18 protein-coding genes and 1 tRNA gene are annotated in these 23,440 nt (G+C 49.0%); 6 read left to right on the forward strand and 13 right to left on the reverse strand.

Going from position 1 to position 23,440, the window contains the following annotated elements; genetic code table 11:
* Positions 1-38 precede the first annotated feature (38 nt).
* The 4 genes from AAC022_RS03340 to AAC022_RS03355 all read right to left on the reverse strand — a co-directional run bounded on the left by AAC022_RS03340 (position 39) and on the right by AAC022_RS03355 (position 6,218).
* Positions 39-2,783 carry a hypothetical protein gene (locus tag AAC022_RS03340; RefSeq protein ID WP_339727943.1) on the reverse strand — a complete coding sequence of 915 codons (2,745 nt, stop codon included), beginning with the start codon at positions 2,781-2,783 and terminating at the stop codon, positions 39-41.
* Between the two features lie 269 nt (positions 2,784-3,052).
* Positions 3,053-3,982 carry a diadenylate cyclase gene (locus AAC022_RS03345; RefSeq protein WP_339727945.1) on the reverse strand — a complete coding sequence of 310 codons (930 nt, stop codon included), beginning with the start codon at positions 3,980-3,982 and terminating at the stop codon, positions 3,053-3,055.
* Positions 3,983-4,353: 371 nt separating this feature from the next.
* On the reverse strand, positions 4,354-5,232 hold the full coding sequence (locus AAC022_RS03350; RefSeq protein ID WP_339727948.1) for a DUF6263 family protein: 879 nt from the start codon (positions 5,230-5,232) through the stop codon (positions 4,354-4,356).
* 125 nt (positions 5,233-5,357) lie between these two features.
* On the reverse strand, positions 5,358-6,218 hold the full coding sequence (locus AAC022_RS03355) for an NAD(+)/NADH kinase (protein WP_339727951.1): 861 nt from the start codon (positions 6,216-6,218) through the stop codon (positions 5,358-5,360).
* A gap of 281 nt (positions 6,219-6,499) precedes the next feature.
* Here AAC022_RS03355 and AAC022_RS03360 point away from each other — a divergent pair, with 281 nt between their 5' ends.
* Both AAC022_RS03360 and AAC022_RS03365 read left to right on the forward strand, forming a co-directional pair.
* The gene (locus AAC022_RS03360; protein WP_339727954.1) at positions 6,500-7,183 is read left to right on the forward strand and encodes a hypothetical protein; all 684 of its coding nucleotides are present in this window, start codon (positions 6,500-6,502) and stop codon (positions 7,181-7,183) included.
* On the forward strand, positions 7,180-8,022 hold the full coding sequence (locus tag AAC022_RS03365) for a sugar phosphate isomerase/epimerase (protein ID WP_339727957.1): 843 nt from the start codon (positions 7,180-7,182) through the stop codon (positions 8,020-8,022). Before AAC022_RS03360 ends, AAC022_RS03365 begins: the two co-directional genes overlap by 4 nt.
* Before the next feature lie 68 nt (positions 8,023-8,090).
* Here the strand turns inward: AAC022_RS03365 and glmM are convergent, their stop codons facing one another.
* From glmM to AAC022_RS03380, 3 genes are all read right to left on the reverse strand, one after another.
* Positions 8,091-9,440 carry a phosphoglucosamine mutase gene (gene glmM / locus AAC022_RS03370; RefSeq protein WP_339727959.1) on the reverse strand — a complete coding sequence of 450 codons (1,350 nt, stop codon included), beginning with the start codon at positions 9,438-9,440 and terminating at the stop codon, positions 8,091-8,093.
* Between the two features lie 106 nt (positions 9,441-9,546).
* Positions 9,547-10,233: a lysophospholipid acyltransferase family protein gene (locus AAC022_RS03375; protein WP_339727962.1), complete on the reverse strand. Its 687-nt coding sequence runs from the start codon at positions 10,231-10,233 to the stop codon at positions 9,547-9,549.
* A gap of 12 nt (positions 10,234-10,245) precedes the next feature.
* Positions 10,246-11,325 carry a sialidase family protein gene (locus tag AAC022_RS03380; protein WP_339727964.1) on the reverse strand — a complete coding sequence of 360 codons (1,080 nt, stop codon included), beginning with the start codon at positions 11,323-11,325 and terminating at the stop codon, positions 10,246-10,248.
* A gap of 408 nt (positions 11,326-11,733) precedes the next feature.
* On the opposite strand from AAC022_RS03380, the gene AAC022_RS03385 reads away from it, so the two are divergent.
* The 3 genes from AAC022_RS03385 to AAC022_RS03395 all read left to right on the forward strand — a co-directional run bounded on the left by AAC022_RS03385 (position 11,734) and on the right by AAC022_RS03395 (position 14,152).
* Complete coding sequence (locus AAC022_RS03385; RefSeq protein WP_339727966.1) at positions 11,734-13,035, forward strand: O-acetylhomoserine aminocarboxypropyltransferase/cysteine synthase; 1,302 nt, start codon at positions 11,734-11,736, stop codon at positions 13,033-13,035.
* Between the two features lie 202 nt (positions 13,036-13,237).
* Positions 13,238-13,310 (forward strand) — tRNA-Lys (locus AAC022_RS03390).
* 584 nt (positions 13,311-13,894) lie between these two features.
* Positions 13,895-14,152 (forward strand): hypothetical protein, encoded by a 258-nt coding sequence (locus AAC022_RS03395; protein ID WP_339727969.1) that lies wholly within the window; start codon positions 13,895-13,897, stop codon positions 14,150-14,152.
* A 32-nt stretch (positions 14,153-14,184) separates the two neighbouring features.
* Here the strand turns inward: AAC022_RS03395 and AAC022_RS03400 are convergent, their stop codons facing one another.
* From AAC022_RS03400 to AAC022_RS03415, 4 genes are all read right to left on the reverse strand, one after another.
* Entirely contained in the window at positions 14,185-15,684 is a 1,500-nt protein-coding gene (locus AAC022_RS03400) for a hypothetical protein (protein WP_339727972.1), read from the reverse strand.
* Positions 15,685-15,737: 53 nt separating this feature from the next.
* The gene (locus AAC022_RS03405; RefSeq protein WP_339727974.1) at positions 15,738-16,916 is read right to left on the reverse strand and encodes a patatin-like phospholipase family protein; all 1,179 of its coding nucleotides are present in this window, start codon (positions 16,914-16,916) and stop codon (positions 15,738-15,740) included.
* A 57-nt stretch (positions 16,917-16,973) separates the two neighbouring features.
* Positions 16,974-18,236, reverse strand: coding sequence for a hypothetical protein (locus AAC022_RS03410; RefSeq protein ID WP_339727977.1), 1,263 nt, complete (start codon positions 18,234-18,236; stop codon positions 16,974-16,976).
* 596 nt (positions 18,237-18,832) lie between these two features.
* The gene (locus tag AAC022_RS03415) at positions 18,833-19,513 is read right to left on the reverse strand and encodes a transposase (protein WP_339727980.1); all 681 of its coding nucleotides are present in this window, start codon (positions 19,511-19,513) and stop codon (positions 18,833-18,835) included.
* A 308-nt stretch (positions 19,514-19,821) separates the two neighbouring features.
* Between AAC022_RS03415 and AAC022_RS03420 the strand changes: the two genes are divergently transcribed.
* Entirely contained in the window at positions 19,822-20,745 is a 924-nt protein-coding gene (locus AAC022_RS03420) for a hypothetical protein (RefSeq protein ID WP_339727982.1), read from the forward strand.
* Between the two features lie 448 nt (positions 20,746-21,193).
* On the opposite strand, the gene AAC022_RS03425 is transcribed toward AAC022_RS03420, so the two are convergent.
* Positions 21,194-22,885 (reverse strand): sugar transferase, encoded by a 1,692-nt coding sequence (locus AAC022_RS03425; protein ID WP_339727984.1) that lies wholly within the window; start codon positions 22,883-22,885, stop codon positions 21,194-21,196.
* Positions 22,875-23,204: a CU044_2847 family protein gene (locus AAC022_RS03430; RefSeq protein ID WP_339727987.1), complete on the reverse strand. Its 330-nt coding sequence runs from the start codon at positions 23,202-23,204 to the stop codon at positions 22,875-22,877. The genes AAC022_RS03425 and AAC022_RS03430 overlap by 11 nt, the downstream gene beginning before the upstream one ends.
* Positions 23,205-23,440 lie beyond the last annotated feature (236 nt).

Genomic DNA, 23,440 nt, shown 5'->3' on the forward strand with positions numbered 1-23,440 from the left:
CTTCTGTTGTGAAAACGGGAGCACTTGTTTTTGTATTGCTACTGTAATTTTTCCAGCACAGGAATCGCTTCTTCCTGGTTGAGTGGTTTTTGCATCTGCTTCGACTGGACTTGCACTAAGACGCGGGCATCCCCGGTGCTTTGTGCAGTGAAGGAGAGCTCGAAGTTTAATGCTTGCTTCGCGGCTAATTCCTGGGTCGGTTCAAAGATGACATAAGATCCCGCCTGCCGATAGCGGACCGGGCCTTTAGCGGCGAGAAAGACCAACTCTTTGGGGATCTTGACGCGAAATTCCACATTGGTAGCGGAGGCGCTGCCCTGATTCACCAGCTGGATCTGCATCGCCATTTTTTCGCCCACTTCAAGTGGTCCCTTTAATTCACTGGTTTCCACTTTGAGTAAAGGCTGACCGATGACTGTGACTTCTGACTGCAGGTTTGCGGAAAACTTCGTATTGTTGTCAGTGACAACTTGGACTGTACTGATCACCTTGCCGACTTCAACAGGTTCCAGTTCAATCGTCAGAACCCGCTGATCGCTGGCTGCTAATTCGGGGATGTCCCATTGGACAACATTACGAACTGTGTCGAATTGTCCGTTGGCTGACGCGGTGACAAACTTCATGCCGGGAGGGACTGATTCAAAGACCGAAATGTTTTGAATTGGTTTTTCCGTGTTGTTGGCAATCACATTTTCATAGACTCCCGAACGACCGAGATACCTGTTTTTAGGCCCCTTGCGGGTTAACAAAAATTGTTCGCCGTTCCCAATGACTTTGAGGGGAACTTCGGTTTCTGCTTTGAGATTTCCATCTCCAATCACACTGGAGATGGTCTTTCCTGCACCAGGTTTAATGGCTTTTAACTTCAATTGAATTTGCTTGGTCGCACCGGCAGGAATCACGCCGACATTGTATTCCAGGTCATCGCCACCTGGGTGTGTAAATTGCGGAGGAATGATGCTGCGAATATAAACATTTTTGGCATCGCCCGAGCCTGAATTGGTGATGGTGTAATTGACGACGGTAATCTCACCCGGTTTGACGGCTCCTGGCTGGTCCGACTGAATGGCCAGTTTGGGAGATGTGATTTTGGTTTCGGATGCAACTTCCGTAGCGAAATTTACCGTCGCAACGCTGCCAATTTGCCCGGCCATTTCCGGTATGACACGGATCGAGATTTTCTTCTCGGTGCCAGGGCTCATCGCGCCCAATCGCCAGATAATGCGATCGTTAATCTGTTCTGCACGAGGAATAGTACCAGTCAATTTTGCCCCTTTGGGGATACGGTCTTCAACAACTACTTTATGAGCAGATGTAGTACCGCTATTTTTGACAAGCACATGATAAATGAATGGCTGTCCCAGAACGGCTTCGGGAGGAGCCAGTTTCTGAATAGTCATTTTGGGAGACTGAGTTTTCTGTTGAACTGCCAGCTTAGTTGGCTCTTGTGGAACAGGCTGATTGCCCTCGACAAGATTTAAAGGCTTCGGTTCAGTAGCGGGAGCGATTTCAATCTGCTGAGGTGCAGATGTATTCTGGGATCCCGTTTTGCCTTGAATCGTAAAGAGGGGAGGCTCCTGTGGGGCAGTCTCTTTCCGTTTTTTGATGACAACGATATCCGAAGGCTCGTTTGTGAGCGTTGGCTCTGGCTGGGGAGTCATTTCCTGTGGTGACGGTGTAGGTGTGTTCGCGGTTTTTTCAGGTTCTGACGAAAAGGAAGTTGATTGGTTTTTCCCATTTTTAGTGCTGTTTGGTGTGACACTTTCAGGCAGCTTCAGTTCTGCAGCAGGTTCATTGCCAAAGGGATTGAATTTCGACTCAACTTCCGGCGCGGGGACTTGAGCAGGAGGTGTTGTGAGCGGCGTTGCTGCAGGTGATTCCTCGAAATTAGGTGCCGTCATAAAGGGGTTGGCATCAACTTTGGGAGCCGCTGGGAGACTTTCTTCTTTGAGTTCAAAGGGAGACTCAGCAGTCTCCAGCTTGTTGGCAGGAGACGTCTTTTCCGAGAATGAATTTTCCAGGCTATCCCGTTGAGGGGTACTGGCCGTCGGTAACTCAGGTGTGGGAGACAGATCTGGTTTCTCTGGTACTGTTTCCTGCTCGAAGGGACTGAGTTCGTTTGAAATAGTTTCCCGTGCTGGGATCTTTGTTTTGGTATCTTCTGGAAAAGGCGTGGTTTCGAATTTCGTATCCAGGCCAAATTGCGGGCCGGCGTTGAAGTCCGACTCAAGCGGGGCTGCCGTTTCTGGTATTCGCTTTTCTAAAGTGGCTGGCTGTTTGGGATCGGCAAATGGGTTTTCATTCAGGCCTGGCGTTTTCATTTCGGGAGTTTCACGAAAATCCAGACCTTTGACAGGAGCATTGAAGGCGTTTTTACCGGCTGGTTCAAACTCATTCGCATCCTGGTTCTCGAGAACTGTTTCATCCGACGCTGCTGTGAGCTTAATATTCGAAGGGGCTGTGGTTATGTTCGGTGCGAATGGTGGTTCTGTTTTCGATTTGATCGGAGTGGCATTTCGCGCTGCGAGTTTTGAAAGCTCGGCTGGAACCTTACCGCGAGGAATTTTAATCTCGCCGATTTGAGATTCGGTTTGATTGGAAAGATCTGAAGGCACTGAGTTCGTCGAAGTCGAATCCTCTGGTTGTGATTCCAGTAGATCCAGCTGGCTGATCTGGTTTTCGATACTACCAGACTGGATTCCTTTTTGTGCTTGAAGAAACATCAAAACGCCGAGGCCTACGACTCCGGTGACGGCGATGAGTTTGATCGCTACATTCGACATGGGACTCCCTTCCCGCTGAACAAGCTCTTAAATAACACAGAATTAACAGGCAGGCCACCATCTTCAGGTTTGAAACGTCAGATGAATTTGGTGGATATTAGATCGCTCAACTCTATCATCAAAACAGACATTGACCGAATACTGCATTGTGTGAGCGTTTCATAGCAAATATTACAATTCAAGGGAAGAGAATATTTGGGGAATTCTGCGTATCTGCTTATAAAAGGCGATGATAGGTTCAGAGTCGAACTTAACTGAACCGTCGCGTTTTATTCAGATTGTGGTGGTTCGGTATCGAAGTCAAACCACTTCATCGCGCTACTCATCGGCTCAATTCGCAGAACAACATAGCCATCCTGAAAGATCCGGACCGTTCCCGTTGATTCAGAGACTGCGATGGCGATGGCCCCTGTTTCTTTGGAAATGGCGGCAGCAGCCCAGTGGCGGGCACCAAGACCTTTTGACAGGGTTAATCCCTCAGCAGAGGCGTTTAAAATCCGACCGGCAGACTGGACGATCCCGTCAGAGCTGATGATGAAGGCACCGTCGATTTGTGCAAGTTCTTTCATGCTCTCTTTGACGCGGGGGTTACTTACGACACGCTCTTTTTGGGAGTAACCTCTAAACGGATCATGAACTTGTTCATGCGATAGGGTTAAGACCTTGCGGTGGTTTCCGACGACAAATAAGGCGCCGACAGGTTTTCCTTCCCGTCCTTCACGACCAATTTCGACCGCCAGGTCTACGACGGTCCTTAGGGTTTGTAGTGGGACTTTGGTCTCGAGTCGTTGCAAGTCACGTGAGGTCAACTTAGCCAGATGGTCTGCCAGACTGACGATACTCAATGAATCGGCGTGTTCTCTTTCAAAACCGGCATAGAGTGCAATGATGCGATCGCCGGAAGCCAGGATTTCATCGGCAATCGCCTCCAGAATGGCCTGGCTGATCTGAACTTGCCTGGTTTGTGGCTCGTGAATTAAAGGAACCAGGGCGATGCCGTCTTCTTGAGCAGCACGCTGGACATCAGGCTTATCTGAGGAGACAACAAGCCGTAGTTTTCCCAGAGATTTACTGATTTCCAGAAAGTCGTATGGGATATCGGCCAACAGGAAGACGACTTCAATATCACAATCACTGGCCAAACGCTTTGCTGCTTTTAGCAAGCTTGTTAATTGTGAAGAAAGCTCAACCCGTTTCATGTCCGTTCTCAATAGAAGCTGTGGTTATTGTTGACGTGTCTTTCCGATTTTGCTGATGCCTTGCCTGTCATCTGACTCTTCTTTCGCAGTATCCTCGATATTTTCCACGTCAAAGAACTTGGGGTACGATGATTGTTCAGCATGTGTTCACGGTTTCCTGAACACGGCCTAAAACGAAGAGAAGTGGCAGTCTACAAGGGCTTACATACTTTCACGGCGATCTCTAAGTGTAAAATAATTGTTGTCAGCGTCAACACATAAGGACTTGTCAGCCTGCAAAAAAAGTAATACCGGGGCCAGAAAGTGCCAGGAAGGATGAGATCTTTTCAAACCTCGGTGAAATAGAGCTGCATTTTCTGAACAGTGCCTTGTTATTTTTTAATGGGATCTGCGTCTTTCTGGGCCAGGCTTGCTGGATCTACCAGGGTTTCGATGCGAGTGGAAACAGCTCGCATTGCTCCCTGACCTTCGAAGACTCCGACTTGTGCTTTATCAAGCGAGACATCCTGTGAAATGATAATTCCGCGGTCGAGATCCAGTTTAATCGTCCCGGAGGGAGTTTTTTGAATGAGCTGGAGTCCCAGCTTGGGGTCATTCAGGCGTAACAGGATTTTTGTTTTGAAGGTGATGACTGCGATTTGATTTTCGACAGAATCGAGTGTAAAGATCCGGTGGATGGGGACTTTTTTTCTCAATGTTTTGCCAACGGATACTTCTACATCGTATTCTTCTTTCCAGCTGTCTCCGATTTTGACCTGATTCTCAGGAAGCGGGATCAGAAATCCCGAAGTTTGCGTTTCTGGCTTACCATCCTTGGTAACGACTTTACCCAGGGGGGTGTAGACGATTCGTGAAGCCTTGCCGATGGTGCCCCGAATTTTTTCGAATTGCTTCAGGTCTTTTTCTTTCGGCAGTTTAGAATCAAATGTGGCAGGTACCTGGTCGTCAAACTGCACACTCATTTGCACACGATCAATCATGGTTTCCAGTGTACCATTGCCCTCTTCGTCGACCCAGATCACACGGTAATGCTTCAATGTGTTGGTGCTGTTTTTGGTATTCTCTTTATCCTGGTTTAATTGAACCTCGATGGTATTCTGTGAATCCACGTCGTAATGGACAAATTCCGCGGGAGTGAATTTATAGCGCAGGGAATATTCAGTTGCGTCCTCTGCCGCAAACGTGACCGGCAATGCTACCGTCGACAGGCTCAGCACAAATGAAAGCACACAGAACACAAAAGACCGCATCAGGGACTCCTTCCCTCAAAAAATATAGTTGCTGGTTCTCCTTAACCTGTGGTGAGATTATCAGATCGGAGAATTTATGGGGAGGCCATTTTTGCCGCACACAGGAGAAATTTCGCGTTCAATCGCTATTCTGCCCCATATTTGGGCTGCCCGCCCCAGCCTAATTTGCGATTGAGTCTGGAATAGTAGTTGAATCCGGGGATGCGCGCGAGTTTAAATGTGACCGACGCTTTGGTGATTTCCAGACGATCTCCAGCTGAATAAGGGACCTTGATTTGTCCGTCAATCACGAGCATGGCCCCCTCGGGAACATTAGCGGCTGTCAAAGAGTAAAGACAATTCGCATTATCAACCAGCGGGCGATTCGAGGGCGTGTGCGGGCAAATCGGGGTGATCACAAACGCCTGCAGGTCTTGTTTCAGGATCGGCCCACCTGCCGACAGACTGTGGGCGGTTGAACCAACGGGGGTGCTGATGATGAGGCCGTCCCCACTGTAGGTCGTGACTAATTCGTTATCAACGGCCAATTCGACATCGATCATCGACATGGCTCCTGCCGAACTGATGACAACTTCGTTCAGACCGAGGTAAGTGTCGAGGGTTCCATCCGCCTTAAAATGCTTGCACTCAAACATCAGGTGTTCCACGATTTTGTATTTTCGTTCCAAAATCATGGCGAAATTCTTACAGAATCCTTCTGGAGTCAAGTCTGCCAGAAACCCTAGCCGCCCCAGATTGACGCCGATCATCGGTAGTTGCTTAAGACGCATTTGACGGCACGCTCGAAGAATTGCGCCGTCACCTCCCAGCACAACAACCAGATCGACCTCAGATTCATCTGGGTAAAAGTCTTCGATGATGGAAACAGCAGAGACATAAACCGAGGATTGTGCTTGAAGATGCTTATGAATTTGTTCCCACGCTGATTGAATATGCGCGCTTTGGTCCCGCAGCAGGAACATTAAATTGAGAGGCGAATCGGGCATGTTTTACTTTCAGCACAGAATCAAAGAGTGATGAACTCGGTCATATGTCAGGCATTATACGCGCCGATCCTGTGGTATCCAATGTTCCGAGCCCGGTTCTCGACCAAGGCGGATCAGATTTGTAAGTAAAACCAACATGAATTACGGTGTTGCAGGGATCGTCCGAGTTCACCGCAAAACGAACAGGAGAAGTGCCCCGGAAACTGTGATTTTCCTCCGGGATTGGCTACGATAGTAGTTTCAAGTTGAATTCTCCTGACTTTCATCGATAAAGCGTTTTCATGAATTATTTTGCACATGGGATGAGGTTTGTCGATCGCCCTTATTATCTAGTGGGAACCGCCCTGCCCGACCTGCTGTCTGTAGTCGATCGTCGTGTCCGCTTGCGGATAAAAAATGTGACGCCGTTTACCGAGGACGATTCTACGATTCAGTCGGAAGTCGCATCCGGAATTCAACAGCATCTCGAGGATGATCATTGGTTTCATTCCACGCAAGGCTTTCTGGAAACCAGCACCGATTTATCACTCCTGTTCCGTAAACTATTTGCCGACGATGAGTATGCACGGGTTGGGTTTTTGGGACATATTGTCACCGAGCTCTTGCTGGACGGGGTTTTAATGGATCAGAACCCGGGACTGATCGACCAGTATTACGAAGCCTTCGACCAGATTGATCCCCTGAAAATTGAACAAGCCACCAACAAAATGGCCACGAGAAATACAGATCAGTTAAAGCTCTGGCTGGGGCATTTTTCTAAAGAAGGTTTTTTAAGAGATTACCTTGATTCACAAAGACTGTTGGTACGCTTGAATCAAGTGATGAAACGGGTCAAACTACAAACATTACCTGTGGAAACTATTTCTATTCTAAAGACAGGCCGAAGGATCGTGGAAAAGCGTCTCGACGATTTATTACCGCCTGAGCATTTTGAATCTCAATTGATTGAAAGAAAACAACTATGAAGTACGGCTTGAATATGCTGCTTTGGACATCCGATGTGAATGAGTCACATTTTGGACTGCTGGAACAGATTAAAGGCTGGGGCTATGACGGCGTTGAGTTGCCGATTTTCGAAGCCGATGAAAAGAAGTTTTCGCAGGTCGGAAAAAAACTGTCTGAATTGGGTTTGGGGCGTACCGCGGTAACAGTCTGCACGCCTGAAGAAAATCCGATCTCCAGCGATCCGAAAATTCGTGAAGCCGGTCTGGAGCGACTAAAACGCATGGTCGATATGTGTGCCGCTTCAGGAGCGACTCATATCTGTGGGCCGCTTCATTCTGCTTTAGGTGAATTCTCTGGCGAAGGTCGAACAGCCGACGAATGGAACTACGGCAAAGATATTCTTGCTAAAGCAGCCGATTACGCACAAACACATGATGTGATGCTCGTCTGCGAATACTTAAATCGATTCGAATGTTATTTCCTGAACAGTGCGGAAGATTGTTCGCAGTTTACGCGAGAAGTAAATCATCCGAATCTGAAAATGATGTACGATTCGTTTCACGCCAACATCGAAGAGAAATCAATCACAGGCGCCGTCAAAGCCTGTGCCGACCAGATGGTGCATGTGCACATTTCTGAAAACGATCGCTCCACCCCGGGAGAAGGCGGCGTGAACTGGGACGAAACCTTCGTCGCGCTTAAAGAAATCAACTACGATGGCTGGTTAACGATTGAAGCCTTCGGTCTGGCCTTACCCGAACTGGCAGCAGCCACTCGAATCTGGCGTAAAATGTTCCCGAACGAAGAGCATTTAGCAACCAAGGGGCTGGAATTTATGAAATCCCGCTGGGAAGGATAAAGTTCCAAGTCTTTGAGTCAAAATGGAGTAAACATCGTGCTGAATGTTTACTCCATTTTTTTTATAGATCAGCGAACCGCTTTGCCAACGATCTCCATCGCAGTGTTACAGAGTGCTTCGGCTTCTGTCTGCTGTGGCGCTTCTGCAATCACGCGAATGATCGGTTCCGTATTGCTGGCTCTGACTTGAACCCAGCGGTCATCCCAGTCCAGTCGCAGGCCGTCGCCCGTTGATGCGGTGGCAGAATCGAAGTGGGCTTCGAGTGCTTTGCAGGCGCTATCAACCTGCTCGCGCGGGCAGGTGATTTTGTTTTTGACAATGCTGTATTGAGGCAGTGAATCTGCCCAGGCACTCAATGTCTGTCCGGAAGCGGCTAAACCGGCCAGAACATAAGCCATGCTGACATAGCTGTCGCGGACGTAGCCCACCTTGGGGTCGATCACTCCCCCATTTCCTTCACCGCCGATAATCGCGGTTTCCTGTTTCATTTTGGCACAGACGTGTGCTTCTCCCACATACGAACGAAAAAAAGGACAGTTGTATTTCGCAGCGATGTCAGCAGTGACGCGACTGGTCGAACCATTGACGACGATCGGGCCGGGCGTCCGTGCCAGAACATAGTCGGCTCCCAACGCCAGCGTCAGTTCTTCGCCGATATAGCGACCGGTTTCATCCACAATCGCCAGTCGGTCGGCGTCAGGATCTTGTGCAAAACCGGCGTCTGCTTTGTGTTTAACAACTGCTTCACTTAATGACGTCAGGTTTTCCTTGAGGGGCTCCGGTGTATGCTCAAACTGACCATCGGCCGTTCCCCCCAGAACAATCACTTCACAACCCAGTGCTTCCAGGAATTGAGGCGTCGCTACCCCACCCGATCCACGATTGCAGTCCAGAACCACTTTGAATTTTCGTTGCCGAATTTGATCCACATCGACCAGTTCCAAAACACGGACAATATGCGGACCGGCTGCGTTTTCATAAACTTCTAAATGCCCGAGTTCATCCCACGGAACATAGTTGAAAGTTTCGTTGTTGAGCACATCGAGCAGTTGCTCACCCTGCTCTTGATTAAAGACCGAACCTTCGGCGGAAAAGGGTTTCAAGCCATTCCAGGGAATCGGATTGTGGCTGGCCGTGATTTGAATTCCTCCGGCAGCCTTAAGATGTGTCACAAGAACGCCACAGGTAGGCGTCGTCGCGATGCCCGCATCAACAACGCGACAGCCTGTGGAAATCAGGCCGGCGATGACCGCATGACGCACCATTTCACCGGTGGATCTGCCGTCACGGGATAAAACGATCGTCCCTTTGTTGGCGATGGTGCCCACCGCTGCTGCGAAGCGTGTCAAATAATCGGGCGTCAATCCGTTACCTACAACGCCCCGCAATCCGGAAATACTGAGTATCCGTTCCGACATGGTATTTACCTGCTCAAGAAAAGTAGAGTTGTCGCATCACTTTGAGTTGATTTGGGAAAACCATAATGCAGACGACTTAAAATGACAATCCCGACTCGAGAAGAAATCAGCGAGGGGGCTCGGGTAACAACCATTCTTCGGCCTGTTGTTGGCATTCGGAAACACGTTGTCTGGTGAGTTCCACTAATTCTTTTTCCGCACCGCGTTCACAATATTCCCTGATCAGCGTCAAGGGGATTGGTTCGCCAAATATGACCCGCACCGGGCGAGGACGTAGAAAATAGGCCCCGCGTGGCAGGGCGCGAATCGCACCCGCGATTCCAATCGGATAGATGGCACAATCGGTTCGCTTCAATAAGGCTAAGAAACCTGGCTTGAAGCGTTCGACTGTACCATCGATTGTACGCGTTCCTTCCGGGAAGATGCCGACAAAGTTATCATTTTCAATATTTTCAATGGCCGCTCGAAAACTCGTTGAGCTAGCCGCACGGCGGCTGATCGGAATCACAAATTGATACCGCATAAAGGGACCCAGGATCGGGATCCGAAACAGGGAGTCACGTGCCATGAAACTCACCGGCCGCTTAAGTGGGAGGCAAATCAGCAAGGGATCGAGAAAACTCTGATGGTTGCTGATCATTATGCCTCCCGTCTCGGCGGGCAAATGCTCTTTTCCGCGTGACTGATAGCGCAACCAGAACGCAAAAAAGGCCTGCAGGATCCATTGAAACAGGATCCAGACAAGGTTTCTACGATTACGTCTGGTGTGCGAAACTTGTGTCAATTCAGCCAAAGACTCTGCCTCTTAATCAATCACTTTGAGTTGCAGCTTCGCGGGATCGAGGACAACATGTTTGACCAATTCGCGTTTCCAGGTATAGGTGATATGGACTTTGCCATCGTCTGTTTGAATCACAGCAGGGTATGAGTACTCCCCTTTCTGGTTTTCCAGAACCAGGCCGGTTTTCCAGTTTTTCCCATCGGAAGAAACAGCGACATGCAGCGGACTTCTGCCTCGGGTGGTCGGGTTATAAACCAGCAGAGCGCGGCCATCTTTTAGTGTGACAGCATCAGTACCACTGTTGGGGTTGGGTAGAGTTGTCGCGGTGACTTCGCTCCAGGAACGTCCATCGTCATCCGACCAGGCTTCGACAATTTTTCCTAGCCCTTTACTTCGACAGAGAATCTGCAGGCGATCTCCATAGCGAAGTACGGAGGGTTGAATCGCGCCAATTTTCTTGCCGTCATTCAAGGGTCCTGTACGATGCCAGGTTTTTCCCAGATCGGGAGTCCACTCCATCTGCACCTGCCAACCATCGTGTTCTGTACTGGCTGGACAGAGCAGTGTTCCGTCAGACAGTAGGAAAGGCTTGTTCTTCACCGGGCCAACAAAGCCATCCGGCAGGCGTTTTGCCGGTCCCCAGGTCTTGCCGTGATCGTGTGAGACTTTCAGCATGCCCCACCACTCGCTTGGGTTCGGCCCGACTTTGTAAAAGAGCAACAGTGTTCCCGGTTTCGTCTGGAACAGAACCGGATTCCAGCAAGGCCAGCGTTTCGAAGCATCTTTCACGCCGTTAGCAACACTCTCTGGAGCAGACCAACCATTTCCCTGATTGCGGGTCAACCAGATTTCCACGTCCGGATTCTTTTCTGCTGTCCCACCAAAAAAAGCACAAACGAGACCTTCAGGGGTCTCTGCAATCGTCGAGGCATGGCAGGAAGGAAACGAGGCATCGTCATAAACGAATTCCTGCATCACCAGGCCAGGCTGGTCAGGTGTCGTTGCTTTTGCTTCATTTCCCATCGAAACGGCAGTCGCACAAAAACCAAAATACGCAGAGAATAGGAGCATCGAGAGTGATTTGACGGTCAGCAAGCGAGTCATAGTTGTACTTTCTTCACCAAAGGTCTCAAAATGAAGTTTCAACCAACAAGTTCCGGTTCAGGATATCATTCATTGTAGAGAAGTGGAATTGGGAACGAAAATCTAATCTGGTTAATCAGGGGGAAATGTGTTCTTTTTCAGTGTAAGTCAGGTAATCACTCCATTTTTCGGGAATGCACGGTTCAGTCAAGAGATCCCCGCGGGCGAATTGTTTTTTACCGTGAACATCGATAGGATGGCAGATTAATCTGAGGGGCTGTTTTCCTCTGCAAAATTCGCCTCATTTGTAACTCGATTCGGATCATTGTGCTATCAGCTTTGGCTTGGTTTTCCGTTGATTTGAGTTCTCTGAAATAGCAATTGTGCTTAATAAAGCCAAATTATCCCCATTACAAAAAGGGTTTTACAATGGATGCCGAAGCATTGAAATTAGCAACTCTCTGTGTACACGGCGGTCAGGAACCTGACAGCGCTACCAACTCGCGGGCAGTTCCCATCTACCAAACGACTTCCTACGTATTTAACGATACTGATCACGCGGCCAGATTGTTCGGCTTGCAGGAGTTCGGCAATATTTACTCACGGTTGATGAATCCGACCTGTGACGTTCTCGAAAAACGATTGGCGCTTCTGGAAGGTGGTGCTGGTGCATTAGCAGTCGCTTCCGGTCAAGCCGCAGAATCGCTGGCGATTCTCAATATCGTCGAATCTGGTCAGAACATTGTTTCGTCATCCAGCTTGTATGGCGGAACCTATAATCTGTTCCATTATACCTTTCCTAAGTTTGGCATTCAGACCAAATTTGTCGATCAGAGCGATCCGGAAAACTTTAAAAACGCCATCGATGAAAATACGCGCTGCGTTTATGTTGAAGCCATCGGAAACCCCCGTTGTGACATTCCTGATTTCGAAGCGATTGCGAAAATTGCCCATGATGCAGGGATTCCTCTAATTGTCGATAGCACTCTAGCCTCTCCTGCTCTGATTCGGCCTTTTGAGCATGGCGCGGATATTATTGTTTCATCCTGTACCAAATTCATCGGCGGTCATGGAACATCCATCGGTGGGATCATTATCGAAAAAGGGGATTTCCCTTGGGATAATGGAAAATTTCCTGGTATGACCGAACCAGATCCCAGCTATCATGGTCTTAAATTCTATGAGACCTTTGGTGGCATGAATGTCTCTTATGTGCTCAAGATTCGGGTTCAATTGCTCCGTGATCTGGGACCGGCGATGAGTCCATTCAACGCCTTCCAGCTCCTGCAGGGATTGGAAACGTTGCACTTAAGAATGGAACGGCACAGTCAGAACGCAATGGCAGTCGCTGAATTTCTAGAAAGCCATCCGAAGGTTTCCTGGGTCAATTACTGTGGTCTGGAATCGCATCCTTCCTATAAGCTGGCACAAAAATATCTGCCCGACGGCAGTGGTGCTGTGTTTGGCTTTGGGATTCAGGGAGACACACCAGAACAACAGCAGGCCAATGGAATTAAACTAATTAACAGTGTGAAACTGTTCTCGCATCTGGCAAATGTAGGCGACAGTAAATCCTTGATCATCCATCCTTCCAGTACAACACATCAGCAGTTGGCACCGGAAGAACAAGCCAGTTCCGGCGTGACTCCTGATTTCATCCGGTTGTCTGTCGGGACGGAAGATCAGGTCGATTTAATTAACGACCTCAAACAGGCTCTGGACCAGATTTAGCTCCCGAGTACTTAATACGAGTTCAGACATTGAAACCAGGAGCCGGCTGCGGAAAAAAACAGCCGGTTCCTGATTTTCAAACAAGTTTGCCGATGTTTTGAGACACACTTGACGATAAATCTTTGTATCAACTCAGAGAAGGTCCATTGATTCGCTTGTCGAATGATTTTAAGCGAACTAAAATACCAACATCAAATAAAACGCCCTTGTAGCTCAATTGGTAGAGCAACTGACTCTTAATCAGTAGGTTAAAGGTTCGATTCCTTTCGGGGGCACTCAAAAAGCCATAACTCAATTCGAGTTATGGCTTTTGTTTTTGGGAGATGCCAGGGGCAGATGCCTGTCACTCTCTCGATCCAGCCATGTTCTTAACCAACTCATTATCTTCACGTCTGAACCTCCGCAATATCCTGCTGAATAAATCAGACTTGACCGCGTCACGCCATTCGAAATGATTCTCTGTTATCTGCGTCGCGCGCGAGAACACTACTGGTTCAGCTGATGCTTCTGAACTACTGAGATAATCGCACCATATAACCCGCTCGTTTCAGCACGATTTCCAAAACCACTGCTCGCCCGCACCTCAGTTATCAAACGACATCACAGGCCATCATCAACGCTTCGCGTTGCTTCATCAGGACTTCCCAGGGCATCACGTGTCGCTCGCAGGTAAAAAAAGCGACTCCCCATTGACTCCCCTACGCCCCTGCAGATGATCATCGGTATCTCAAACAATCGCAGGAATAAAATTAGCAGCAAACCCATAGGACTGACCTTGTAGTCAAGGGGAGGCCTGGATGCAGATCCGAGCCGAGCGCAGCGAGCAGGAAATTGACTGATCGACTCACAAAACCAGGGCATGAATTCATCCACAAAAAAAGAGGGGCGGGAGCCCTGTATCCGCCCGCCTGGCGAAGTTCAATTCCAAAACAGGGTTGGAATCGAATCAGAGATCAACATCGCACGCCAATACCGTCCCCCCCCTGAGCGGCACGGTGCGAGCCGCGGTTTCGAACAGGAAGTAGTAAACCTGAAGCTAACCAACGGCAAACAAATCCTACTAGATATCACCAACACCCTCTCAGATGAACATTCAAATGCGATCTGGAGAGATTGAATTTCGGAGCTAAGATTATGTTTCGCTGCTGTTCAAAAGCGAGACTGCAATACCTTAATTTCCCATTCATGTTTGGCTTCATTCATCGTCGCACAGAGAATGCGGTCGCCATCTGTGCGGATATTGACAAGGCCGTAGATTGTGCCGGAAACCACGTGTGAGCTTCCCAAGCGGCGGTACTTGGTCTTTGGATTTCGTTGTCCAGCATTCGTTTCCTCTAGGGTTAAGCTGATCTTGTTCAGATCGGCCTTTTCGATTTTGTGAGTGCCAGTGCCCGTCGACTTGGGGACTCTGGCTTTGACCGGCTTACCAAGCTTGACACTGCGTGCCAGTTCCGTGGAGTAGATCAATGGTGAGATGATCTTGTCATTGTCAATCATAAGGTAGCCGGTCGTAGCGGAAGCAGCTACGATTCCGGGACGCGGATGGTCGTGTGATTCGTTGTCACCAGACGATATGACTGTCACGGCTGGACGGAGAGCCGATAGGAACTCATACGAAACATCATCGCTGCCATGATGACAGGCTTTCGCGATATCACACTCGAACTCCTGTCGCTGACCAGTCCAGTCATCAAGCAACGCCCGCATACTCTTTGTATTCAGGTCACCAGTTAGCAGCATGCGAAAACGCCCATAGTCGACTCGCAACAACAAACTATTGCCGTTGGTGTTCTTGCTGGGGCCGCCTGAGAAATATCGAATCGCTTCGTCACCTTCGATATCGAATTCCACCGGAGCGAGAACCTTGATCCCAATATCGCTGCTGGTAGGATCGAAGCCGGGCACGAATTCGTCACAGTGGCTCAGTCGCTTCATTGGCATGGCCGTTCCTGATTTCGTCTTGATTTTCGTCGCACATTTCAGGAACTGAGACCATTCACCTCGCAGGTGCGGGTTTCTGGTGGTCTTCAGCGCATTCATGACAGTCGCGCGACTGTCAATCAAATCAGTGAAGAATTTTCCCTCTGTTGTTTCGGCGGTTCTGCCAAGCGACTTTTTGCCATTGAGTTTCCACCATGAGAGTCCCGCATGGTAGAAATTTTCTACTACGACATTCTTTGTTTTTATGTCGAGTTCGTGGGTTTCCGCGGGATTGAACAAATCCCACAAACCACCATAATGGTCTTGATCGTTGTGTGAACATAAAACGGCATCGAGTTCGATTTGATCCATGCCATAATCTTTATGAAACTTCCAATCGACGAAGTCAGCTGCATTTTTATTGGTCGGTTGAAAACGCCGAGGCCAGCCACCATCCATCAACAGGTGCCGACGATCAGGCGTCACAATGAGCATTCCGTCGCCTTGTCCGACATCAATGAAATAGGTTTCAAGAAGCGGCTCACCACCAAGGTCGCTTTTTTTGATTGTTCCTTCTAATCCACGTGCTTTGATCTTTGCCGTCGTTCCATTGGAACTGAGGATACGTACTTCGTCGCCCCACAGAAGTTCGACAGAATACTTTTTTCCCTTACTGTTTACGCAAGACAGCTTCGCTGTGTCAGATTTTACATAGTCAGTAGTTGTCATGATTTCCCTTTTGTGTTCGAGGATCATTTCAATCTCTGGAGATTCCAAATTACTTAAGCGATTCCGGCGGACTTGAATGGGAACGTCGCACTGGGACTTGAATTGGTGATATCAATGTCAGCATGCTTGCGCATCGCTGCATCACATACGGCATAGCCCCAGTTAATTAGTTGTTGCTGGCGTAAATTTGGTAAGCGTTTTAATCGAGTGGGAGTATCGGCGAGCCGTAGCGTGTCCTTATGCGGTGCGGCCATTGCATCTTCAAGCTGGTAATGTGCGATATTTGTGCGGATGCCCCAATACGCTCCGTCCCGATCGCCGACTTTGAACGAACCAATAAGCTGTCGCTTTCGCAAACTGCGGACCTGATTGTCAATAATGTCGAGGATGCGTTTTGAGTGCTGTGCCCAGTTGCCAGCAGGTTCTGGCTCAGGTGAAATTTTTCCCCCGCCGTCACTTACCAACAGCGTCTTGTATCGCTTCCACACTGTTTCCAAACCAAAGTTGTCGTAGACGCCGCCATCGCTAAGAACCAAGGTGTCTGTATACGGTTCATGTTGTAGATCACACGAATTGTCCAGTGTGAAGTCACTCGGATCGACGTCGATTTCGGCAGGTGATAGAAACGGTGGAAAAGCTGAGGATGCGGCTACGGCCTCGGCAAGTAAAATTGTTGGTTTGCGAATCATTCCAACTCGATAGTCGGCGAGATAGGGCCGCGACATGCGAACCAGGGCACCAGACTGCACGCTGGTCGCGTTGATTACAAATCGGGGCCCTTGGATATCTGAAGGGAGATTCTGTAATGTTGCATCTCCGAAAAGGATGTCCTGGTAGTGTCCGACGATTCGATCACTCACGCTTCCCGGCAATAAGACTCCTGTCAAAATCGACCCACGGTCGATTGTCTTGCTGGCCATTCGCATGATTGGTTGAACCAACAGTTCCGAGAGATTGCCCGCACGACCATCATCGCTAAAGTCCAATCGATTCCAATTTAGCCCCAACACACCAGCGGTAATCGAACCACCTGAAACGCTCGACACTCGCGATAACTTTTGAAGTAAAGCGAATTCATTCAGCCGTAGAATCGTGCCAACGTGAAACAACATGGCCCGATAGCCTCCACCGGACAGGCATAAGCCGATGCCGTCTTCAGGTCCATCTACTAACTCTTCGCTAACTATTTCTGGCCCATCAACGATCGGATGACTGGTATCCGTGTGACTCATACAAACCCTCCTTTTTTATGTGACAATCTGTAAAAGCTGTTCGCCTCGCGCGGAGCGTTAAAAGAGAATAGTTTCTCCTTGCGTTCGAACCTGGCTTTTGGAATAGGAAACACTGTGCGTTACTTTACCGGATTCATTCAAGAGCCGAATGGTTCCGCCCCGATTTGAAAGCTGGACCCCAGAGCCATCCAGGTTAATTCGTAACGGCATCCCGGAATCAATGTAGCCATCCAAATTAGTAGATTGAGCGTTTTGGTTTGTGATCTGCCATCCGGTAAGCGAAACGGGAGTCGTGCCAGTATTAAACAAGGTTATGGACTCGTGCCCGGGGTCATGGCCTGATGGATTGACCAACGCAGCCACCATACGCACTTTGGAGGTTACAATCTCAATTGGTGGGTTCAATTGAATATCATCAACCGTTTCAGATTGAGCCCCTTTAAACATGGGGTAGAAGGTGCGAACGCTTCTGCGTTCAGGGCCGTGGAATAACTTTAAGTCGTACTTGGCGCCATTGATCACCGCTTTCTTAGGCGCTCTTGCCCCCAAATGGGCACGGACTGTCCCAATCGCGAGTAAGCCTTCGACGCTACATCCGACAAAGAAACCGCCTTTAGGTTTTGTCAATGGACGTAAGGCATCTCGATCATAATCAGCGGCCATCCACTTGTAGGAGATCGTAACACTTTCGGGAAACTGTTTCTGGCCATTGGTGAGATGAGATCCGAGATAAAGGATTCGGTCGTCGGTGAGTCCCGGGAAGGTGTCCGCATGAATCCCATCGACTTGTCTGGCAAAACCATCATCCAGGTAGTACTTGTACCAGTTGTGGTATCCCTGAACTTTACCCTCTTCCTGTTCGCCAACGACAACATGTTCAAAACCAGTTAGTTGTGGGTCTCCTCCTTGCTGGAACTTTCGGAACCACATCTCCAGTACTGTGCTGTACCATCGCTCTCGTGTGATACTGGTTCCCGTAGCTTGAACCAGGTATTCTTTAGCGACTTGCATTGGTGCGGTATCAATGATTGTATCTACAAAATTGTGTACCTCTTCACGTTCTTCCGGTGTGTCGAATTCTTCGTCTCGTTCCCGGAGCGCATAATTGTCAAACAATACGCGACAGAGATCGTAGGTCCGCTTCTTTGACTCGGGTATCACTGCTTCGGGGAGAACCTTGAGATCAGGAGAATCCATATCGAGATTCGAGTTTACTTTCACAAATCCAATATTGGGGTCGCCCTGTTCAGTGTCGAGGATAGGGACAATTCCGTTCTCAGACTGATCAGCGTCCCAAATCTGTTGATAAATATCACCCACTGTGTGTACTCCTTGAAGGGAAGTTCAAGAACATCATTTCATGGCAATCGGTTATGCTGAGAGTACCTGATCACATCGAATTCGATAGCCCCTTCGCAACTATCGTGGTATTTGTGTACCCTCCCGCATTGATGAAATCAGCAAGCACAATGGAGCAACCCCACCGATTGAAAACCATTATTCGCTCAAGGCGAACCCAAACGTGGGGCTGACAAGACGAACTCCAGAGCGAAGTATACACTAGAGTGTACGAAACAGTGCTCTAAGGTACAATTGGTTTGTGATCACATAGTTCAAATAATTGGATTATGAAGCACTGATTAACTCACATCCTCAGGATGCGTTTCGAATGTATCAGTCTTATATTTTGCGAATACCAGATGCTGCTCTCGCAAAAAGTAGGATGCGGCCCTATGTGTCTGCCCCAGAGCAAACTCGCCCCAATCATAACTACTTTATAGAAAGTTCAGCCCACCAAATCTGAGCTGTACGGCGGCTAGTGCCGTTCAAAACATGAAGCAGCAAAACTGAAACGAACCAAAGGCCATCAAATCCCACTTGATGAACTTCCAACACCTGCTGCTTATCTGCAAGAGCTAGGATTCTTTGTTAAGACGAGGTCTCCCGCGGGGCCGCGTAGTACTTTCCAGGGCGAGACGAACTGCGGTGTTACTGATCCATTTGTCACCACCAAAGGGAGTGCCTCTGACGATGCATTTTCGGACGGCGACTAGCTCGGCGTCGGTTTGCGGTTTATTCACCAGCGCTCGCCAATTTCGCGGTAGCGGCGGTTTCTTCGGTGTCGCCAGCCACGCGGGGGCAGCCTGTTTCTGCTGCCGCGCCCAGGCAGAGCTGTACTCCCACTCTTCAGCGTGTTTGACCAGCTTCGCCTGCAAGGGGTTGCGTTCCACATAACGCATGACGGTCAGTAAGTGCTCATTCGGTTGAATCGGGAACGACTTGAAGCGTCCCTGGTAGAGGTGGCCGGTGCCGCCGGTTGCATTCTGGGAGTGCCAGCGCATGGTGTGGGTTACGGTCAGCCGCTGGAAGAATTCTGTTAGCTGGGTATCCGTCGTGGGACGCACGACAAAGTGCCAGTGGTTAGGCATCACCGACATCGCAAAGATCGGCAGCGGGTTCTTCTGCCATGTCTCCTCAACCACCTGCATAAACGCGGCGTAATCATCCGGCTTCTCAAACAGCGTCAGCCGCGCAACAGACCGGTTAAGCACATGAAACACCTCACCGGCAGGACAAATTCGTTTAGATCTAGGCATGACCGAAGTCTACCACAACTCCGACACAATTAAAACAGACCTGACCCCTTTTGATTCCAGTCTAGGAAACGCCACTCGCTGAGCAAGGAATGGCTTGGGGGGGATATACTTCACTGATGCTTTAGTTACATCATTGCATATAACACCAGCTTTTTTTGCTTCGAGAACGCGTAGTAGTGAGAATGCAGCACCTTTTGATCTAAACGTACGTTACATGGTTGATCGCGATTTGGCCGTATGTTATGTTTACATGGTTGTTTTTTGGGCACAGGTATATGCCTCTCACAGACTGACCGGGGTACGAACATATGATAGAAATGTTTTCGAAGGCGAACCGACTTGGCATCATCTTGGGAATCCTGCTGGGCTGGGGAATTGCAACTGCTGGGGCTGCTGACCAGATCGCAGTTTGGGAAGTTGTCACTACCTATCGCGGGCAACTGGAAGGCGGACGGCTCACACTGATGTCGGATGGCAAGACCAGCAAGGGGCTTCCCTGGACCTTAATCCGCGACAAGGTTGATTTCGGCAGGGAGGGCAGTGCGGTGCCCCGTGCAGGAGGGGCTTATTATAAAGGAAACTGGATCGGAGGCTGGCATCTTAACGGTCGTGTTTTAATGAATGGCGTCACGCTCAAGAGCGAAATTATTGCTCCGGTTCTGATGCCGAACACTGCGGGACAATCTTTGATCGGCACGAAACCGTCTATAGCACTGAAGGACTCGATTGTCGATTTGTGGGAGTTTGTGGCTGTCCTTCCCGGTACGAACACGTTCATCCGGCTAACGTGTGACTTTACGCCGAACAAACTCGTACTGGACGGCGACCGCAAGATTGGAACTTATGAATTTCATGGCCGTTCGGTGATCGTGAATTTCGTTGATCCGCAATTCGGCCGCGTTGCGTTTATGGAAAAGCCAGACAATGTACTTACCGGAAAAGGGAAACCGGTGAATCGGAAGTATTGGAAGCTTCAGTTTATCCGTGTGCAACGAATGGCCGTCTATAAGACAAGCGATCAAAAGGACTTTATCCTTTACACCAACAATCGTGTCAATTCACCGCGTTACACGCCAGACTACTGGACGACATTTAACTGGTATTTCTATACCGTGGGCAGCAAGCGGCACCTCGCGTGCCGAAGCAGTGAGGCAACACTCTCTGCAGGTGGGCGGGAGTTAACCTGGTCTGGCCAAAAGATGGTCCTCATCGCAGGTCGCCCACCACGGTAACGAACTGGGGTAACGAACTGGAGAAACTGACCTCTTAAACGTCCCTTGATTTCGATCTCTTTAACTGCCTACAGATTCTATTTCAACATTGATTCGTACTCTCGTGCCTGACCGCGTGCTATCGTTAACAAGTGAAATTAAATTCTGGAGTGTCACATAATCGCCTCGTCCGTTTGAACTTGTATCTGAAGGGGGATAAGGGGTCAGCGACTCTTAAATATAAAGCCCTGCACCCTTTCACGTTCCTCAAGGTCATCAAATCACAAATGAAATCACGAGTACGATTCCAAGAATAACTGGATAGAGAAAACGTGACCAGAAGTCGAGTTTTGTCACCAGTTGTTTTTTCTGAATGCTTTCTCCTTTGATCAGGTACGTGTTGGCGACTGTCTTCAGGTTTGTGTTATTGGTTGAGTTATGCAAACGCTAATATAAGCGACTGATTGGATTAATGGTCCCACTGACTGGCAGCGCCAGGGTTGTCTTCACCTGACTTTAAATATCCGGGGAGAAATGGTTTCACATAATGTCGTGTCAGTCGGACGGGGATGGATAAGTGCAAGAATCGGGGAATATTTTCCAAGCAGATCCGCACGTCCATCCAGGGGCTCGCGTGTTCAATGTAGAATCGGTCGATCAAAACTTCGATTCTGGCATCTTCAATCATCGTGACTGGATGCAGATTACATGAGGCTAATCCCACGATGCCCGGCTTAATCTGTATCCGGTTTTCATAGTCCGGGATACTTTTACAAAGGACATCAAGAAACTCAGGACGCTCCGGACTTGGTCCGACGAGCGACATCTCGCCGCGCAGGACGTTGAACAACTGGGGCAGCTCATCGAGAGACGTTTTACGCAGGAAAACCCCAGCAGGCGTCACTCGGGGGTCACTTTCAATCGCCCAGACTGCACCGGTTGCGGCTTCTGCATTGACGCGCATCGTTCTTAATTTGTACATCATGAAATTGCGACCGTCTTTTCCGACCCTGGTCTGACGAAACAAAGCTGGACCGGGAGAAGTCAGTCGAACCAACACAATTGAGAGCAAGAGAACTGGCGACAACAGAATCAGGAGTAGCGCAGCTAGAATCCGATCGAAGGGCCCTTTCCTGTGCAAATAACGCGATACCTGAATTTTATGTGTGAAATCTTGTTGTGCTTCTGGTGACGGAATGTTGGCGCGTACGACGCCCTGTTCTGCCAGCATACCTTCATTGATCGCTGAGACGATTGTTGCGGCAGCCTCTTCTGCCTTTTCGGAGCTCACACGAAATCCGATGATTGTACTCCCTTTGCGAATATAGCTGACTTTGATGATAACTCCGGGAAACCCCTGCATGTATTCAATCAGTTTTTGATAATAGTAGGAATCTTCATCTGAGAAATTGCCATAGTCTGCATTGACTTCGATTTCAAACAAGGCGCCTTGCTGTTCTGTATCTGTCGCCACCCTCGTGAGAGTCGATCTGTTCTCATGTGGCGAAGAAACTAGAGCCCCCCCTATATCGGCTTTCGCTTCTTCTTCGCTTTCGCTTGAAGGTAGCACCTTGAATACCCGGTTTAACTCCTGACTGGGTATCATATAGCCGACTTTGCCTCGCACACGCGCGACGATTCCGTACATCTTTTGTCCGTTCAGTGAAAGGAGCGGCGTCCCGCTGAAGCCCGGTTCCAGAATTGTAGAGGCATTCTCATTCTGTTCCAGTTGAAAGCGATTGCTGCGGACAGGCAGAGAGACGAGACCGCGCCACCAGATTCCCAGGGTCGAGCCGTGCGGAAGGCCAAACGCGCGAATCGGTTCATTAATCCGCGGAATAGAAAACTGGGATTGGTCGATATCGACGTGGGTCGGGGTGTCCAGGCCCAGTAAGACAACATCTTCATTTTCTCCAGAGTCAAGTGGGGGAAGCCATTTCAGAATTGTTGCCCAACCAACTGGTTCTTGTGGATCGAGGATAAACCGAATACAGATCTTTGCGTCCGGCAGTGATTGATCGTTGGCCTCACGTTCCAGCGCGTAATTGATGATATGAGCGCAAGTGATCACATGACGTTCATCAATCACTACGCCCATTCCAACGAGGGGAGTTGCCTCGCCACCGGAAATACTGACTACGGGGGGAACCTTATAGTTCATCTGTTGTCTTCGTTTGTCCCTTCCACGTGAGAGAGACCTTGAAATTTGCTTCTGTAGAGACACTGGCAAACACCACGTTACCATCCAACGACAAATTCACTCCTACTTCGAGTGTCATCTCGTCTGTTCCCATCCCCTGTATCGCGGTGACTGCTGCGCTCGCCAGGGGCCGAATTTTTGCGAGCATCGCCTCCAGTGTTGTCGCTGATTTCTCAATCAGTGCTTTTGATCCAGCACGGTGTTCCAGTGACTCGGGTTGACGGACTTCAACGAAAACTGATTCACCCCCCGCTGTCGGAATCTCAAGGATTTGCGTCATGATGGTTTTTGCTCACACTCTTTAATGATGAAAATGAATGAATGTGTTATGTTTTATAGCTGATGAACAGTATGCCAGCTGATTTTACTTGTGTCAAACAAGTGCCTCTTTTTGTCATGACTACAAGAGTTGAATCAGATTTCGACTACACTGATTCGCTTGTTTCTGTTTTAATTCATAACCGCTAATATCAATGATTCAGCGATCACTTGCGGGGCTAAAGTGAAGTTGAATCT

Source organism: uncultured Gimesia sp., assembly GCF_963976445.1.
Lineage (GTDB): Bacteria > Planctomycetota > Planctomycetia > Planctomycetales > Planctomycetaceae > Gimesia.